Source organism: Streptomyces sp. NBC_00190 (genome assembly GCF_036203305.1).
Classification (GTDB): domain Bacteria; phylum Actinomycetota; class Actinomycetes; order Streptomycetales; family Streptomycetaceae; genus Streptomyces.
On the sequence record NZ_CP108131.1, the window covers coordinates 755,706 to 771,707 of the forward strand.

Annotated in this window: 12 protein-coding genes and 1 pseudogene; 7 read left to right on the forward strand and 6 right to left on the reverse strand. The window is 69.6% G+C overall.

Features of this window, described 5'->3' with window-relative positions:
• Nucleotides 1-96 precede the first annotated feature (96 nt).
• Nucleotides 97-441: a hypothetical protein gene (locus OG429_RS03970; protein WP_328923870.1), complete on the forward strand. Its 345-nt coding sequence runs from the start codon at nucleotides 97-99 to the stop codon at nucleotides 439-441.
• A gap of 24 nt (nucleotides 442-465) precedes the next feature.
• Here the strand turns inward: OG429_RS03970 and OG429_RS03975 are convergent, their stop codons facing one another.
• Entirely contained in the window at nucleotides 466-2,043 is a 1,578-nt protein-coding gene (locus OG429_RS03975; protein WP_328923871.1) for an FAD-dependent monooxygenase, read from the reverse strand.
• A gap of 146 nt (nucleotides 2,044-2,189) precedes the next feature.
• On the opposite strand from OG429_RS03975, the gene OG429_RS03980 reads away from it, so the two are divergent.
• From OG429_RS03980 to OG429_RS03990, 3 genes and pseudogenes are all read left to right on the forward strand, one after another.
• On the forward strand, nucleotides 2,190-3,131 hold the full coding sequence (locus tag OG429_RS03980) for an NAD-dependent epimerase/dehydratase family protein (protein WP_328923872.1): 942 nt from the start codon (nucleotides 2,190-2,192) through the stop codon (nucleotides 3,129-3,131).
• Nucleotides 3,128-3,745 carry an RNA 2',3'-cyclic phosphodiesterase gene (gene thpR, locus OG429_RS03985; RefSeq protein WP_405680514.1) on the forward strand — a complete coding sequence of 206 codons (618 nt, stop codon included), beginning with the start codon at nucleotides 3,128-3,130 and terminating at the stop codon, nucleotides 3,743-3,745. Before OG429_RS03980 ends, thpR begins: the two co-directional genes overlap by 4 nt.
• 38 nt (nucleotides 3,746-3,783) lie before the next feature.
• A pseudogene (locus tag OG429_RS03990) lies at nucleotides 3,784-4,074 on the forward strand (alpha/beta hydrolase); the annotation flags it as partial.
• A 76-nt stretch (nucleotides 4,075-4,150) separates the two neighbouring features.
• On the opposite strand, the gene OG429_RS03995 reads toward OG429_RS03990, so the two are convergent.
• On the reverse strand, nucleotides 4,151-4,477 hold the full coding sequence (locus OG429_RS03995; RefSeq protein ID WP_328923875.1) for a hypothetical protein: 327 nt from the start codon (nucleotides 4,475-4,477) through the stop codon (nucleotides 4,151-4,153).
• A 295-nt stretch (nucleotides 4,478-4,772) separates the two neighbouring features.
• Here OG429_RS03995 and OG429_RS04000 point away from each other — a divergent pair, with 295 nt between their 5' ends.
• The 3 genes from OG429_RS04000 to OG429_RS04010 are packed head-to-tail and all read left to right on the forward strand — an operon-like array spanning nucleotide 4,773 to nucleotide 10,747.
• On the forward strand, nucleotides 4,773-7,640 hold the full coding sequence (locus tag OG429_RS04000) for a peroxidase family protein (protein WP_328923876.1): 2,868 nt from the start codon (nucleotides 4,773-4,775) through the stop codon (nucleotides 7,638-7,640).
• A 13-nt stretch (nucleotides 7,641-7,653) separates the two neighbouring features.
• Complete coding sequence (locus OG429_RS04005; protein ID WP_328923877.1) at nucleotides 7,654-9,030, forward strand: hypothetical protein; 1,377 nt, start codon at nucleotides 7,654-7,656, stop codon at nucleotides 9,028-9,030.
• Nucleotides 9,031-9,040: 10 nt separating this feature from the next.
• Nucleotides 9,041-10,747 carry a thiamine pyrophosphate-binding protein gene (locus OG429_RS04010; RefSeq protein ID WP_328923878.1) on the forward strand — a complete coding sequence of 569 codons (1,707 nt, stop codon included), beginning with the start codon at nucleotides 9,041-9,043 and terminating at the stop codon, nucleotides 10,745-10,747.
• A 47-nt stretch (nucleotides 10,748-10,794) separates the two neighbouring features.
• On the opposite strand, the gene OG429_RS04015 is transcribed toward OG429_RS04010, so the two are convergent.
• The 4 genes from OG429_RS04015 to OG429_RS04030 all read right to left on the reverse strand — a co-directional run bounded on the left by OG429_RS04015 (nucleotide 10,795) and on the right by OG429_RS04030 (nucleotide 15,822).
• The gene (locus OG429_RS04015) at nucleotides 10,795-11,685 is read right to left on the reverse strand and encodes a geranyl diphosphate 2-C-methyltransferase (protein WP_328923879.1); all 891 of its coding nucleotides are present in this window, start codon (nucleotides 11,683-11,685) and stop codon (nucleotides 10,795-10,797) included.
• A gap of 16 nt (nucleotides 11,686-11,701) precedes the next feature.
• Complete coding sequence (locus OG429_RS04020; RefSeq protein ID WP_328923880.1) at nucleotides 11,702-13,054, reverse strand: family 2 encapsulin nanocompartment cargo protein terpene cyclase; 1,353 nt, start codon at nucleotides 13,052-13,054, stop codon at nucleotides 11,702-11,704.
• Between the two features lie 97 nt (nucleotides 13,055-13,151).
• Nucleotides 13,152-14,564 (reverse strand): family 2B encapsulin nanocompartment shell protein, encoded by a 1,413-nt coding sequence (locus tag OG429_RS04025; protein WP_328923881.1) that lies wholly within the window; start codon nucleotides 14,562-14,564, stop codon nucleotides 13,152-13,154.
• A gap of 271 nt (nucleotides 14,565-14,835) precedes the next feature.
• Nucleotides 14,836-15,822, reverse strand: a complete 987-nt coding sequence (locus OG429_RS04030) for an aldo/keto reductase (protein WP_328923882.1) — start codon at nucleotides 15,820-15,822, stop codon at nucleotides 14,836-14,838.
• Nucleotides 15,823-16,002 lie beyond the last annotated feature (180 nt).

A 16,002-nucleotide genomic window follows, 5' to 3' on the forward strand; every position in this document is an offset into this window, starting at 1 on the left:
CGTCATCCCGCTGGCTGCGCAGCGGATGCCTCCCGGCGCGTGGCACGCCATGCTGCGGTCAACGGCAGCCATCACTGGACAGACGAGGACCGAACCATGTCCCACCTCCGGCATATCGGCGTCATCACCGGGGCGGCACTGCTGCTCACGGCCACGGCCTGCTCGACCGGCAAGAACACCCTGGGCGAACTCAGCTTCCGCGCCGCCGACTCCCCGGTCGTGGTCTCGTACACGAACACCCCCGTCCAGGGCTGCCACAAGATCGGCCTCCCGCGCGGCGCGGCGCAGGTGGTGAACAACACCCAGCTCGACGTCGTCCTCTACCGAACGCCGGAGTGCCAGAAGACCGACAAGGCCCCCGGAATCTACATCCCGATGTCCACCTCGAACGTGACCGCACCCGACACCCTGCCGTGGCGCAGTTTCAGCGTCGTCCACTGACCGGTTCCGGGGCGTTCCAGGGCGTTACGAGGGGGGTGCCGAGCCGGTGATCGCGGTGAGGGCGTCGCGGAGGGCGGAGTCGCTCGACGGGTGGTCGTGCCAGCGGGCACCGACGTGGCCGTCAGGCCGGATGAGCAGTGCCCCGTGCGGGGGAAGGCGGCAGAGGTCTGCCTGCTCGGCGGTGAGCGTCTCGATGCGCAGCGGCCATGGTGCGGCCGTTCGCCGCTGCCACGGGGTGGGGTCCGGAGTGAGCAGGGTGAACCATTCGCCGAAGGCGTCGAGCGTGGAGCGGTCGCGTGTGAGCCAGAGGTGCGGCATGCGGTGGCCCGGCTCCGCGGTGGGGACGTAGTCCGTGCCCGCGCCGGACGGCTCGGGTGGGGTGTTGCTGCCGGTCAGGACGGCGTCGGAGTGGTAGGTGACGCCGAACACGAGGCCGAGCTGGGCGAAGTACCGCTCCGACCAGGGCAGTTCGGTCTGAGCCGGCGCTGCTTCGCCGGTTCGGAGCTGCTCGCGGCGCCGGCTCTGCACCTCGATCGCCAGCTGGGTGTTGGCCACCGCTTGGCGGAGAGTCAGGTGGGCAACGGGGTGTCGTTCCGCTTCGTACGTCTCCAGCACGGTTGATCCGGCCCACCCTTTGAGCACGCCTGCCAGTTTCCAGCACAGGTTGTGCACATCGGCGATGCCCGCGTTCATGCCCATGCCGCCGAAGACGGGGATCGCGTGCGCGGCGTCGCCGGCCAGCAGGATCCGGCCGTGGTGGAAACGTTCGGCGACGAACGCGTTCATCACCCAGTGCTGAACCCGCACCACGTCGGCCCGTACGCCGGCCCTGGGCCCGAGGGCGCGCGAGACGAGGTCGGACCAGTCGACGCGCGCGGTGTCTTCGGGTGTGGGGCCGAACCAGGCCCAGCCCCCCTCGGGGTAGAGCGGGGCGATGGATCCGTGCGGGGTGAAGTAGACCCCGGCGGGCTGCTGGGCGCACCAGCGGCTGAGGTCGGCGTCGAACACGACGGTGGTGAAGCCCGCCATCGCTCCGGGGCCGGCGGTGTCGATTCCCAGCCGTTGCCGGACCGTGGAGTTCGCGCCGTCGGCGGCGATCACGTAACGGGCCCGGACCGTGGTCCCTTCACCGCGTCGGCGGTCGACGAGCGAGGCCGCGACGCTCCCGGGTTCTTCGGCCAGACCGACGAGCTCGGCCTCGAACCGCATCTGCCCGTCCGCCGCGGCGAGCAGCGTGGGCTCCAGTCGGTCCTGCGAGGTGACCACGCCGATCACGGGGCTTTCGGGGATCGGCGCGTTGACCCCCACCATCGCCGCGGTGGCGAAGTCGCCGTCGTGCAGGGTGTCACGGAAGCGGACGCGCCCGAATTCCGGTGCGAACGCGCCGGCCGTGATCCGGGCGGCGAGGCCGAGCTGGCGGAAGATCTCCATCGAGCGCGCGTTGACCAGCCGGGACCGGGGGAAGGGTGACAGCTCGCGGTGTTTCTCGACGAGCAGCGTCCGCACACCCCAGCGTTCCAGCAGCGCCCGGGCGGTCAGACCCACCGGCCCACCGCCGACGATCAATACCTCGACCTCGGCGTTCTGCACGTGACTCAGCACGTGGCCAACCGTAGACCTGCCCTTCCCGTGCCCGGCGAATTCCGGCCGGCGCCGGGCACCCGGCGTGTCGCGGCCGAGGTCACCGTGCCCGTCGAGCACCGCGGGCCTGGCATGAGCGCAACACGCACTCGCGCTAGTGTTCGCGGGTGAGTCTTTATGTCGTGATGGGATTCGGGCCTGCCGGGGCGGCTACCGCCCGGCTGCTGGCCGAGCAGGGGCACTCCGTACGGGTCGTCACCAGATCGGGCCGGCCCACGGAGCCCGGCATCGAACACGTCGCCTTCGACGCGACGGACAGCAGGCGACTGATCGAGGCGTCGCAGGGCGCGGCCGCGATCGTCAGCTGTGCCGCACCGCCCTACCATCACTGGACGAGTCAATGGCCGCCGCTGGCCTCGTCGGCTTGCGCGGCTGCCGAGGCCACCGGGGCCGTCCTGGTCATGCTGGGCAACCTCTACGGCTACGGTCCGGTGGACGGTCCCATGACCGAGAAGCTGCCGCTCGCGGCGACCGGCGCCAAGGGGCGTGTGCGCGTCGCCCTCTGGGAGCAGGCGCGGAACCTGCACGAACAGGGTCGTATCAGAGCGGTCGAGGTGCGGGCCTCGGACTTCTTCGGGCCCGGCGTGACCGACGGCGGGCACCTGGCCGCACGAGTGATGCCACGGCTGCTGCGCGGCAAACCGGTCTCCACTCTCGGGGATCCGGACGCCCCGCACAGCTGGAGCTATCTCCCCGATGTGGCCAGGGCCTTGGCCGAGGTGGCGGGCGAGGAGCGGGCCTGGGGACGGGCCTGGCACGTCCCGACGGAGCCCGCGCTGTCCACCCGGGAGATGATCGACCGCCTTGCCGCGCAGTCGCGGACGGGGCCGGTCGCGGTGCGCAGACTGCCGTCGGCCGCGCTGGGTATCGCGTCGGTCTTCTCACCCCTGATCCGGGAACTGAAAGAGATCCGCTACCAGTTCGACCGTCCGTTCGTCGTCGACTCCAGCGCGTACGAAGCGGAATTCACGGTACGAGCCACCCCCGTCGATGAGCAGGTCAAGGCGACGGTCGGCTGGTGGCGTGAGCGGCTGGGCGCCACGCGATGAGTACGAAGTCCCTCGTGAACGAACAGGTCCAGACCTCGACCGTGCGCGTGTTCATCGCCCTCGCCCCGCCCGACGACGCGAAGGAGGAGCTGGCACGGGAACTGCGGCCCGCCTACGACGCGTACCCGCGCATGCGATGGAACCGCATCGAGGACTGGCACATCACCCTGGCGTTCCTCGGCGAGCTCCCGGTGACGACCGTCCCGCTCCTGCAACCACCGCTCGCCGACCTCGCGGCGACGCGCCAACCCCTGCGACTGGACTTGCGCGGCGGCGGACACTTCGGCGATCGGGTGCTGTGGAGCGGGGTCGGCGGAGACGTGGAGGGGCTGCACCGGCTCGCCACCGACGTACGCGCCGTGCTCAGGGAATGCGGTGTCACCTTTGTGGAACGTCCGCTGAACCCCCATCTGACGCTGGCCCGCGCCCGCCGGAACGACCCCTCGTGCGCGGTGGAGGCGGCCGCCGGACTCGCCTCGTTCACCGGCCGCCCATGGCAGGCCGAACGCCTGCACCTGGTCGGCAGCAACATCGGCCGCGGCCCGGGGCCGATCCACTACCGCGACATCGAAGCCTGGAACTTCGGCGGCGAGGAAGGGCCGGAAGCCCCCTGACAACGTGCCGACCGGCGGTGTGATTGGCTGAGCGGCATGAGTGCTACGCGGCCCCGTCCCGCGCCACCGACCTCTCCGGACTTCCCCCGGCCTATGTCGAGGTCGGGTCGGCCGAGACGTTCCGGGACGAGGGCGTGGCGTACGCGAACACGATCTGGCAGTCCGGCGGCCAGGCTGAACTGCACGTATGGCCCGGTGCCTGTCACGGCTTCGACGGCCTGGCACCGCATGCCGCACTCACCCAGGACGCGCGCAGCGCCCGTACCCGCTGGCTCCAGCGCCTGCTCGCACAGTCCGGCACGACGAACAGGCCGGACGCCGAGGCGTAGAGCGCCCGCATGGGGTGGCCGGGTCTCCCGCCTGCCCGCCTGCCCGTCAGCCGTCAGCCGCGGGCCGCGGTCCGATTCATCCTGAGAAGCCGCTGCACTGGGTGTGCTCGTTGCCCTGCGACACGGTGTACTGGGCGTTCTCCACGTTCACCATCTGGAAGCCGCCGTCCGCACCGATGGTGAACTGGCCGCCCGCCGCGGTCGGCGAGGACAGGAACGCGGGTCCCGGCGTGAAACCGCCGCCGGAGAGGTGCACCTTTCCGTTGTCCAGCACACCGGAGATGGAGCACGTGGCTGCGGGGGCGGCGGCGGCCGCCGGGGCCCAGGCGAGGGCGGTCGGCGCGGCGAGGATCGCCGCGGCGGCGAACGGGGCGAGGACGGACAGACGTGTGGGCCGGTTCATTGTTCCTCCCGGGAGGAAAAGATCTCCGTCCGTTCCATCGTCCGCCCGCCGTCCTCAGACGTCGACCGGGATACGGACCTTTTCACCAATCGAACACGAAACGCACGTTTTGTCTTGATCTGGGTAGGTTCAGAGGAGCGGGGTGCGGCCTGGCCATCATGGCCGCGACGGGGGCCGCATCCCGCCGCCCGAACCGCCCGTCCTTCGCCCGTCTGCCTCGCTCCGCACGACAGCGCTCCCGAGGTAGGGGAACGTCGTTGCAGAGTGCACAGACCCCCTTCGCGAAGAGGCGCGCATGGACGAGCCCGAACGGTACGAGCGCTACATCGGCGGCAGCCCGGAGGCCGAGCGGCTGGTCTTCGAACGACTCGCGGGTGACCTCCTACGAGTGCAGCTCAAGGTGAAGAAACGCAGCGGCTCCGCCGCCCTGGAACGGACATTCCACGCCAAGGCAGTCCTCGGCGTGGAAAACGCCCGTCTGAGGTTCCACGACGACCTTCCCGATGCCCTGCGGACGGGTTTCGCCAGGCCCGGGGCCGAGTACCCGGTCACGGTCCGGCTCTCCAACGCGAGCGGTGTCCGTCAGCCCGACTTCGCGCCCGATCTGCGCGGTGCGGCACTGCGGGTCGAGGTGGCCCCCGATGAGACCCACGATCTGCTGATGACGAGCTTCCCGGTCTCCCACGCCCGCACCGCGGTGGAGTTCGTCGCCTTCGCGAAGGCCATGGCGGGTGCCGACTCGCGGCTCGGCAAGGGGTACGCCCTGTTCGTCAAGCTGCCCCTGGCCGTCGGCTGGCCCACGGCTGCCCGCATGCGGCGCAACGTCGTCGCGGGAACCAAGCGCACCGTGTCCAGCCTGGCGCTGGAGACGTACTGGAGTCGCGGCGCGATCCTGTGGGGCGACTGCGGACCGGTGCGCTATCAGCTGCGGCCCGCCGCGAACGCCTCACCGGCCCCGGCAACGCCGCGCACCGATCCCGAATACCTGCGGCGCGAGCTTTCCCAGCGGCTGCGTGAGACGGATGTCGTCTTCGAACTCTGCGTGCAGCGCTACGTGGACACCCGGCACACCTCCATCGAGGACGGCGCGGCCGAGTGGAAGGAGAAGGACGCGCCCATCCTGCCGGTGGCCACGCTGACCGTCCCGCGCCAGGACATCCACACCGCCGAAGCGCGGGCCTCCGCATCGCGGGTCGACCTGTTGGCGTTCAACCCGTGGCACACCACGGAGGGCTTCCGCCCCCTGGGCAACCTCAACCGAGCCCGCAAGCTCGCCTACGAGGCGAGCAGCGCTCACCGCCTGGGACACCGCTTCCTGACCGTCGAGCCACGGCGCAACGCCCTGCTCGGGGCGCCGCTCCGGGCCGCCTTCCGCACCGTGAACCGCGTCGTCCCGTGGCACCGGCTGCCCACCCCCCTCGGCCTGCTCAACCTCATGGCCTTCCGGCAGACACTGCGGCGGCACAACCTCATCGACACCGAACTCCACGAGGCCCCGCCCAAAGCCCTGCCGGTGGAGGCTCCGCTCGACGAGGAGCTGCTGGTCAGGCGCAGTTACGACGGCACCTACAACGACCTGTCGGCGCCGCGGATGGGCGCTGTCGGCGCGACGTTCGGCCGCACCATGCCGCCCGTATACCGCCCGGACCGGTTCGACACGCCCAATCCGGTCACCGTCAGCAGAGAGCTGCTTAGGCGTGACGCGTTCATCCCCGCGACGTCGCTGAACATCATCGCCGCCGCGTGGATCCAGTTCCAGGTGCACGACTGGGTCAAGCACAAGAGGCTTCCGGTCGGCACCAAGAGCGTCGAGGTGCCGCTGCCGCCCGGTGAGACCTGGCAGAACACCCCGGGCGGACCGCGGGAGAAGGTGATGCGCTTCGGCGAGGACGAGGCGGTGCGTCCGCCCGGCGGCGAGGGGTCGCCGATCCTGTTCGCCAGCGACGTCTCGCACTGGTGGGACGGTTCGGAGGTGTACGGCGGCGACCAGTCCGTCGCGAGGTCGCTTCGCGAGGCCGACGGCGGTGCCGGCCTCCGGCTGGAGGAGGGGCACCTGCCGAACGGCTCGAACGGCGTCCCGCTCACCGGGTTCACCGACAACTGGTGGCTCGGCCTCAGCGCCATGCACACCCTGTTCGCCCGTGAGCACAACGCGGTGTGCGAAGCCCTGCGGCGCGAGTACCCGCGCATGGACGAGGAGCGGGTCTACCACACGGCGCGGCTGATCGTCTCGGCTCTGATCGCGAAGATCCACACAGTGGAGTGGACTCCCGCGATCCTCGCCACCAAGACGCTCGACATCGGCATGAAGACCAACTGGCAAGGGCCGCCGAAGAACTGGCTGGACCAGCTGGGCGTCTGGCTGCTGGAGGCGAACGGGCAGCAGGGCATCCCCAAGACCCTGCCCGACCACCACGGTGCCCCGTACTCCCTCACGGAGGAGTTCGTCACCGTCTACCGGATGCACCCCCTGATTCCCGACGACTACGAACTCGTCGACCACCGCTTCGGCCGCCGGCTCGACACCCTGGACTTCACCGCCCTGCAGGGAGCCGCCGCGGAGCCGCTCATCCGCAAGACCGGCCTGGTGAACACGCTGTACTCGCTGGGCATCGCCCACCCCGGGGCGATCACCTTGCACAACTTCCCGCGCACCCTCCAGGCATTCGAGCGGGACGGGGAGGTGATCGATCTGTCGGTGGTCGACCTGGTCCGCACCCGGCGCCGCGGCGTCCCGCGCTACAACGACTTCCGGGCCGGCCTGCACAAGCCGCGGATCCGGAGCTTCGGGGACCTCTCCTCCGACCCGGAGACGGTCGCACGGCTTCGGGACGTGTACCGCTCGGTGGACGACATCGACACCGTGGTGGGGCTGTTCGCCGAGAATCCACCCACGGGCTTCGGCTTCAGCGACACCGCCTTCCGCGTCTTCATCCTGATGGCCAGCAGACGGTTGCAGAGCGACCGTTTCCTCACGGTCGACTTCCGGCCGGAGGTCTACACCCCCCTCGGCATGGACTGGATCGAACGGGGCGGCATGACGAGCGTCATCCTGCGGCACTGCCCCGAACTGGCGAGCATCCTGCCTCGCGGGGCGAGCGCCTTCGCGCCATGGCGTCCGGTGCAGCCCGTCCGCAACAACAGCGGCCACGGCCGGGGCTGAGCGGGAGCACGCCATGTCCGCCGCACCCGACCACGCGAGCCACCCCGGACTGGAGGCCCTCCTCTCCCGTCCGCTGTGGGAGACGGTCTTCAAACGGCGCACCCACCGCGTCAGCAAGGGCGCGTCCGTACCGGCCGGGTCGATGAGCCATCGCTCCGCGAACCGGCCGGAGCCGCTGGGCGAGCTGGAGGAGGCGGCTCTGATCGCCCTCACGGGCTCCTCGGGACTCACCATGCCCGACCGGCCCTTCGAGGACCCGCGCGATCACCAGCCCATCATGGCCAAGCCGAACCTGAACATGACGGGTCGGACGGCGGGCAGCCCCGACAACGCGCAGGCCACCCACTTCTTCATGATCAACGACACCGGCACGTACTACCTGAGGAAGCTGCCCCCTTCCCCGGACCACGCCTTCGATCCCGACACCCTGATCGAACGCGCACGCCAGTCGAAGGTGCGCGTGCTGGACCACCGCCTCGACGTCGCCGACGGGATGCGCGACTTCCCGGCGTACCTCGACTCCAACCGGTTCCTGTCCAATCTCCCGGGCAGCACGCTCTTCCTGCCCGTGGTCGATCTCTCCCATCAGTACATCAACGCGCTGATGTACCTGCTCACCCAGCCGGAGGGAGCCCGGCCGACGGTCGTCGACGACCGCAACTTCTACCGCCCGGCCGGGGTGCGGAAGTGGGTGAAGAACGGCTTCCTCAATCCCGCCGTCAAACTGCCGCTCGGCTCGCTGGGACCGATGCGTACGCAGGTCGAAGCCGACCTGCTGCTGCAGAACATGATGCTGGTCGCGGACGCCATGGGACTCGGCGCCTGGATCCACGCGACGATCAGCCCCCAGATCATGCTGGGCGACCCGAAGTTCTCGCGCACCTACGGCCGCATGCTGGGCTTCGACTTCGTCACCCCGAAGTTCCGCCCGGCCGACGTCCTGCGCTGGCAAGTGCCGCTGCCGAAGTACGCCGATCTGCGCGCCCACCCGGTGGGCCTGCGGGCCGGCGGTGAACACCTCATCAAGGGCGCTTGCCCACCCAACTACCCCTCGATGCACGACGCGGTCGACTCCGTCGTCCGCTCCAAGTTCGGGGAGCACGGCATCTACGCGGACAAGGATCTCTTCACCCGCATCTACAAGGACGACTACGCGCAGCGGTACCTCGCCGAGGCCAGTGAGTACGACCGGCAGGTGATCGACTGCGCACGGGACATCTGCGTGTACATCCACGAGACCCACGGGCGGTTTCCCGCACACACGGACGCCATCCACGTGCCCGGTATCTGGCTGCAGGCCCACCACGTCGAATCCGAATACTACGACCGGTTCTTCCAGGGCGGCCTGACCGAAGCGCATCGTCGGCACGCCTCGCGATGGGACGGGTGAGGGAGACCCGATGAGAGTCTACGAAGCCATCGTCAAGGGGCTGGAAGGCATCGGCGTGCGGGCGGCCTTCGGCGGGGCCGGGGAGAACTCGGCGGGGCTGATGCTGGCGCTGAAGCATTCACGGCAGATCAGGCCCGTCATCACGCGACACGAGCAGGCCGCCTCCTTCATGGCCTGCGGCTACGCCATGTACACCAACCGGCTGGGCTTCTGCTTCGCGACGGCCGGGCCGGGCGCGTTCAATCTGTTCTCGGGGCTGGCCGTCGCCATGTCCGACTCCTATCCGGTCCTCGCCGTCTCGGGGTACGCGACCATGAAATGGCGCGGTTGGGGCTCGCTCAACGAGACTTCGGGGGTGAACCGCACGCCCGACTCGCAGGCCATGTTCGCGGCCACAACCAAGAAGTCCTTCCTGCTCACCGACATCGCCGACACGTGCGACGTGCTCGAAGAAGCGGTCAACACCGCATTCGAGGGAAGGCCCGGGCCCGTGCACATCCACGTGCCCGAGGACCTGACCCACCGCGGCGTCGAGGTCACGAACTTCCGGCCGCTGAGGCTCGACGTGAAGCCGGTCCTGCCGGACCCGGGCCGGGTGGCGGAGATCGCGGCGGTACTGGCGGACGCCCTGGCCCGGGGGAAGCGGATCGTGACGCTCGTCGGATTCGGCGCGGTGCGGAGCGGGGCGGGAGCGGAGATCAAGCGGCTGATCGAGCGGTTCCAGATCCCCCTGCTCACCACCCTGGACGGCAAGGGCATCGTCTCCGAGGGACACCCGCTCGCGGTCGGTGTCTTCGCCGACAGCGGCCACTCCAGTGCGTGGAAGGCCTTCCGCGAGGCCGACGTCGTGCTGTGCATCGGCAATTCCCTCAATCAGCACGCCACTTTCAACTACCGCGAGGACCTGTTCGAGGACAAGCTGCTCATCCATGTGAACATCTCCGAGGGCGAGTTCCACAAGGCCTACAAGCCCGACCACACCCTGCTGTCCGACGCGCGCCCCGCGGTGGCCGCCCTGGTCGACGCGCTGGAGCGGATGGTCGGCGACGTACCGGCGGTCGAGGTCGACGGCCAGGACTACGAGGCCCGGAAGATCATCCACCTGACGGGGAAGATCCACCCCGGAGAACTCGCGCAGTCCATCGGGCGGATGCTGCCGCCACAGGGTGTTCTGCTCGCCGACGCGGGCGCCCATCTGGCGTGGCTCGGGTATTACGTGGAGCTCGAAGAAGGGCAGAACTTCCGCAAGGCCGGGTCCTTCGGACCGATGGCCGGACACGTCAACGGAGCCATCGGTCTGAAGGTCGCCCACCCGGACCGGACCGTCGTCGTGGGCTGCGGCGACGGATGCTACTCGCTGTCCGGTTTCGAGCTGATGACCGCCGTCGAGCACGAGATCCCCGTCATCTGGGTGATCTTCAACGACGGGGAGTTCAAGCTGATCAAGCTCTTCCAGATGGTCACGTACGCCGAATCCGGCCTGGTCGAGTTCCAGAACCCGGACTTCGCCGCGTACGCGCGTGCCTGTGGCGCTGACGGCTACCGGGTGGAGACGCTCGGTGAGTTCGAGGAGGCGTTCCGCGCGGCCCTGGCCTCCGGCCGGCCCACGCTCATCGACGCCAGGATCACGCGATGGGCCGTACCGCACTACAGCCCGTCACCCGACGGCGTGATCGACGGTCTCGTCGAGTCCCTCGAAGCACGCTTCCGGGACTGACGGCCGGTCCGTCGGGTGACGGGCCCGGCCTTTCAGCCGGTGGTCGGTCAGATGCGGTCGGCTGCGATCAGGAGGTACTGGAAGGAGCCGTCCTTGTAGGAGTTGATGAACGCCTCTTCGATGCCGGTGACCAGCGGAGACGTGGCCCGCAGCTCCCAGTAGGGCAGGGTCTCGGGAGTCAGGTCGATGACGGCCTGCGGTACGAGGCGGTTGTCGGCCATCGCGCGCAGGTACTCCCGGCGGGAGTGGATGTTGCACTCGAAGTGCGCGTTGATCTGGGAGACCCACTTCGAGGGCTGACCGTAACGCGGGTTCCAGCAGCCGGTGATGGTCACGTAGCGGCCGCCGACCGCGAGGACGCGGGAGTGCTCGGCGAAGAGGTCGTGCAGGTCGACGTACATGCTCGACTCGTTGTTCCACGAGGCCGCGGCCTGCCCGGTCTCGAAGGGCGTGCTGAGCATGTTGCAGACGCGGGCGTGGACGTGGTCCTCGATGCCGAGTTCACGGGCGCGCTGGTTGGCGAAGTCGGCCTGCTTGGCCGACAGGGTGACGCCCTCGACCTTGCATCCGAAACGCTGGTGGGCCATGACCATCGAGCCGCCGCGGCCGCAGCCGGCGTCCACGAGCGTGTCGTCGCGCTCGATGGGGCCGAGGTGGTCCAGGAGGACTTCGGCCTGCGCCGACTCCAGGCGGTGGAGCTCGGCGATCAGCTTCTTCTCGTATGCGCTGTCCTCGGTGTCGCCGAGGGCAGCGTGGTCGACGTCGCCGATGCCGTAGTGGTGGTGGTAAAGGCCGTCGACGTCGCCGAGGCGCAGGTTCACGGGCCTGGCCTCGTGGTCCCAGTAACGGGCGATGTCGCCCTGGTAGGGAGTCGTCGGGGTGGGGATGAACAGTGAGGTGTTGGCGGAGGTGGCGGCGGCGAGATCGGTGCTAGTCATGGATGAGTCCTCTCTATTACCAGAAATCAGGCAGGCTGTAGCGATAGGTATTGGTTTGGTGCCAGTAGTGGTTGCCGTCGACCCAGACGGCCACGCCCCGCAGGAAACGCAGCACGCTCGGGACGGGGCAGGCAGCGGCCAGAGCGGCGGCTTCGGCTTCGAAGTCGCGCATGAGGTCGTTGTGGACCTCGACCGCCTTCAGATAGGCCTCCCGTTCGGAGGTGCCCTCACGGTCGGCGATCACGACGGGCAGGTTCAGGTGCCGGCCGGGACTGTTGAGTTCCTTGGTGTAGGAGTAAAGGTCGTTGACGATGGTGGTGGCGTTCCCGGCCAGCGCGATGACCCGCTGCATGGCGGGCAACGCATGCAGGTCCGCCGGGAGTTCGTAGCCACCGACGGTGTCGGTGATGGTGGGGCAGGGGCGGAAGTTGTTGAACTGCCGCATGGCCAGGTATTCCCACACCTCGGGCACGTGCTCCGTCTGGGCCCAGGCCGCCTCGGCGAGGTACCCCAGGTGCAGACGGGCCATGTCGTGCCGGAACCGGTCGGCCTGGGAGGGGGTGGACTGCTGCAGGAAGTACTCCATGGCGGAGCGGTAGGCGCGCCGCGGGGCGTCCGCGTGGAGCGACTGCGCCCACTCCGGCTGGTACTCCTTCGTCGTGTGGAGGGGGTCGAGCGCGGTGTGCGCCAGCAGAAGGCGGCCGCCGAGGCCGATGGGCGAGCCTCCGTGGTCCTCGCAGTAGCAGTCGTCGACCGCGTTCTCGGCGACCATCAGCCGCGTGGCGAGCATCAGGTGCTCCACGGTGGGAGCGTCCGGATGGCAGGCGACCATGTAGCGCCCCACGGAGAAGCCGTCGAACTGGTCCTCCCAGTCCTCGGGGTACAGCTCGACCTCGTCCAGCGCCCATGCCTTGATCCTGCGGCTGACCTCCTCCACCCGCGCCGGATCCGGGTCCGCCACCGGGTGGTGGTAGAGGCCCGGGATGGGGCGGCCCGCCACCGGCGCCCGCGGCGCCGGTGGAGCCGCGGGCACCTCGTTCCGGGCCAGGTGCAGGCTCGCCGTACCGAGACCACTGGGGCCCCGCAGGATCCGTTCCAGGGCGGGGCTCGGTTGCCGCACGGCGGCAGCGCCCTCCCCCACGTGTACGGGCACCTCCCCCACCGGCACGGCTCCCGCGGCGGGCGCGGGGACCGAGGCCGGACCCGGCAGGGAGAACCCGACGGGCAGCACGCCAACGGCGGCTTCGGCGCCGGATACGTCGGCATCGGCGTTGGCGTTGGCGTTGGCGTTGGCGAGAACGTGGGCCCCGAAGCGCGCCGCGGCGCCGGGCAGGCTCGACTGCAGAGGGGAAAGCCCAGGACCGGGCATCCGTAGCTCCTTGGTGAGATGGGTGGCTGTCCCGGATCCCGGGCATGCTCGACCGGCCCGGGAGGGTCCGGGCTGTCACGGCCGTCGGGCAGGCCCTCTAGTCGCGCCTGCGGGCGATCTGCACGTTCTCCAGCACGCCGAGCGCGTCGGGCACCAGGATGGCCGCGGAGTAGTACGTGGTGACCAGGTAGGAGATGATCGACCGCTCGTCGATCCCCATGAAGCGCACCGACAGGCCCGGCTCGTACTCCTCCGGCAGACCGGTCTGGTGCAGACCGATGACGCCCTGGTTGTCCGCACCGGTTCGCATGGCAATGATCGAGCTGGTGTTCTCCTTGCTGATGGGGATCTTGTTGCAGGGCAGGATCGGGACCCCGCGCCAGGCCGGGACCTGCTGCCCGCCGACGTCGACGTGGTCCGGGTAGAGCCCGCGGGCGTTGAGCTCGCGCCCGATCGCCGCGATCGTCCTGGGGTGGGCGAGGAAGAGCTTGGTGCCGCGGCGGCGGCAGAGCAGCTCGTCGAGGTCGTCCGGAGTGGGCGGGCCGGAGTGGGTCTGGATCCGCTGCTTGAAGTCGGCGTTGTGGAGCAGACCGAACTCCCGGTTGTTGACCATCTCGTGCTCTTGGCGCTCGCGCAGCGCCTCGATGGTGAGCCTGAGCTGCTCCTCGGTCTGGTTCATCGGCTCGTTGTACAGGTCCGCGACCCTCGTGTGGACCCGCAGAACGGTCTGCGCGATGGAGAGTTCGTACTCGCGCGGCTTGAGCTCGTAGTCGACGAAGGCGCCGGGCAGCTCGGCTTCACCCGTGTGGCCCGCCGACATCGCGATCTCGGCCTCGCCGTGCTTGTTCTGCCGCTGGTGGGGCAGCGCGCTGAACTCCCGGATGTGGGCCTGGAGGCTCGGCGCCGAGGCCAGCACGGCGGCGAAGTCGGCGCGCGACAGGGTGAGCAGGGTGCCGGGGGTCTCGGCGGTGGCGGTGTAGTCCCACCCGGCGGCCCCGTCCAGCAGGGCGTTCTCACCGAACCGGTCGCCGTCGGCCAGTACGGCGACGGCGACGTCGTCGCCGTACTTGCCGACGGAGGTCTGGTTGATCCGGCCGTGGGCGATCAGGTGGATGTGCTCGGAAGGGGCACCGCGCTCGACCAGCACCTCGCCGGCGCGGAAGTCGCGCTGGACGCACCGGCCGGCGAGCGCGGTCAGCACCTCCACGTCGTCGAAGCCGCGCAGCAGGGCCAGTTCGCCGAGCTCGCGGGGGATCACCCGGACGGCTGCACCGTCCTGCACGAACTCGATGCGCCCGTCGCCGACGGTGTAGCTCAAACGCCGGTTCACCCGGTAGGTGCCGCCTTTGGTCTCCACCCAGGGGAGCATCCTCAGCAGCCAGCGGGAGGTGATCTCCTGCATCTGGGGGGCGGACTTGGTCGTGGTGGCAAGGTTGCGGGCGGCCGCCGTGCCCAGGCTGGACTGCTGGGCCTGTTCCAGCTGCGCTTCCGGGCTCGTGTCAACGGTCATCGGGCGAGCTCTCCTTCGTAAGGGCGGCGATCGGCGTACGTGCGCGTCACCGGATTGAAAGAGGAAAAAGGGGGACGAACGTCAGGTAATCCGTCCAGATCCCCGGGAACACTAACGACCGGTGCACCCACTCGACCAACAGAAGCCTTCGGCATTACCTCGATGTAGTGATCTTGTGCCGTGAGGTGTTTGCATGGGTGATCGACAAGATTCAGCCAGGGCCGGGGCGTGTACGCCCGCCAGAGATTTCGCCCCGGCCGCGCTCGCCGGCTCAGCTGTTGACGAAACCGAGGCTGGTCGCGTCGTAGCGGGTGCCCGCGATCTGCTCGGCCGGGGCCGCGGCCTCGATGGCGGCGAGGTCCTCGGGCGACAGCTCGACGGCCAGGGCCGCGAGGTTCTCCTCCAGGTAGCGCTGCCGCCGGGTGCCGGGGATCGGCACCACGTCGTCGCCCCGGTGCTGCACCCAGGCCAGGGCGAGCTGTCCGGTGGTGACACCCTTCGCCGCGGCCAGCTCGTCGAGCTGGGCGACGATCTTCAGGTTCCGTTCGAGGTTGCCGTCGGCGAAGCGCGGCTGGCTGCGCCGCACGTCGGTTTCGGCCATCCCGTCGACCGAGCTGTACCGGCCCGTCAGGAAGCCTCGCCCGAGCGGGGAGAACGGGACCAGGCCGATGCCGAGTTCGCGGCAGACCGGGGCGATCTCCGCCTCCAGGTCGCGGGTCCACAGCGACCACTCGCTCTGCAGGGCGGCGATCGGGTGCACCGCGTGCGCCCTCCGGATGGTGCCCGCGCCGGCCTCGGACAGCCCGAGGTGGCGGACCTTCCCGGCCCGCACCAGCTCGGCCATCGCGCCGACGGTCTCCTCGATCGGCACCCGCGGATCGACCCGGTGCTGGTAGTAGAGGTCGATGTGGTCGACCCCGAGCCGGCGAAGCGACGCCTCGCACGCCTGCCGCACGTAGGCGGCGTCGCCGCGGACCAGGGTGGGCTCGCCCAGGCGGTTGGCGAAGCCGAACTTCGTCGCCAGCACCACCTCGTCGCGACGCCCGGCGACGGCCCGTCCGATCAGTTCCTCGTTGTGCCCGGCGCCGTAGAAGTCGGCGGTGTCCAGGAAGGTCACCCCGAGGTCGAGCGCACGGTGCAGTGTTGCGATCGACTGCGCGTCGTCCGAGGCACCGTATCCGTGGCTCATGCCCATGCACCCCAGGCCCTGCGCCGAGACCGCCAGGTTGCCCAGGTGCCGGGTGTGGATGTCGGTCATGCTGTTGCCTCCTGAGCTCGGAATCATCTGCCCAGGACGCTAGGAGTTGGAGCACACTCCATGTCAACCGACTATCGCACTCGGCGATGACCCGGCCATCGGCCTCCGGGGGCGACGTGCGGGCCGTATCGTGCCGTGCCACCCTGGTCACAGGCCTCGGAGCCCCGGGAGAAGGCAGCC

Excerpts from the sequence above, each read along its gene's own strand:
- OG429_RS04010 (WP_328923878.1), top strand. The coding sequence starts at position 9,041 with ATGAGAGTCTACGAAGCCATCGTCAAGGGGCTGGAAGGCATCGGCGTG.
- OG429_RS04025 (WP_328923881.1), bottom strand. The coding sequence starts at position 14,564 with ATGACCGTTGACACGAGCCCGGAAGCGCAGCTGGAACAGGCCCAGCAG.
- OG429_RS04000 (WP_328923876.1), top strand. The coding sequence starts at position 4,773 with ATGGACGAGCCCGAACGGTACGAGCGCTACATCGGCGGCAGCCCGGAG.
- OG429_RS03970 (WP_328923870.1), top strand. The coding sequence starts at position 97 with ATGTCCCACCTCCGGCATATCGGCGTCATCACCGGGGCGGCACTGCTG.
- OG429_RS03995 (WP_328923875.1), bottom strand. The coding sequence starts at position 4,477 with ATGAACCGGCCCACACGTCTGTCCGTCCTCGCCCCGTTCGCCGCCGCG.
- thpR (WP_405680514.1), top strand. The coding sequence starts at position 3,128 with ATGAGTACGAAGTCCCTCGTGAACGAACAGGTCCAGACCTCGACCGTG.
- OG429_RS04005 (WP_328923877.1), top strand. The coding sequence starts at position 7,654 with ATGTCCGCCGCACCCGACCACGCGAGCCACCCCGGACTGGAGGCCCTC.
- OG429_RS04020 (WP_328923880.1), bottom strand. The coding sequence starts at position 13,054 with ATGCCCGGTCCTGGGCTTTCCCCTCTGCAGTCGAGCCTGCCCGGCGCC.
- OG429_RS04030 (WP_328923882.1), bottom strand. The coding sequence starts at position 15,822 with ATGACCGACATCCACACCCGGCACCTGGGCAACCTGGCGGTCTCGGCG.
- OG429_RS04015 (WP_328923879.1), bottom strand. The coding sequence starts at position 11,685 with ATGACTAGCACCGATCTCGCCGCCGCCACCTCCGCCAACACCTCACTG.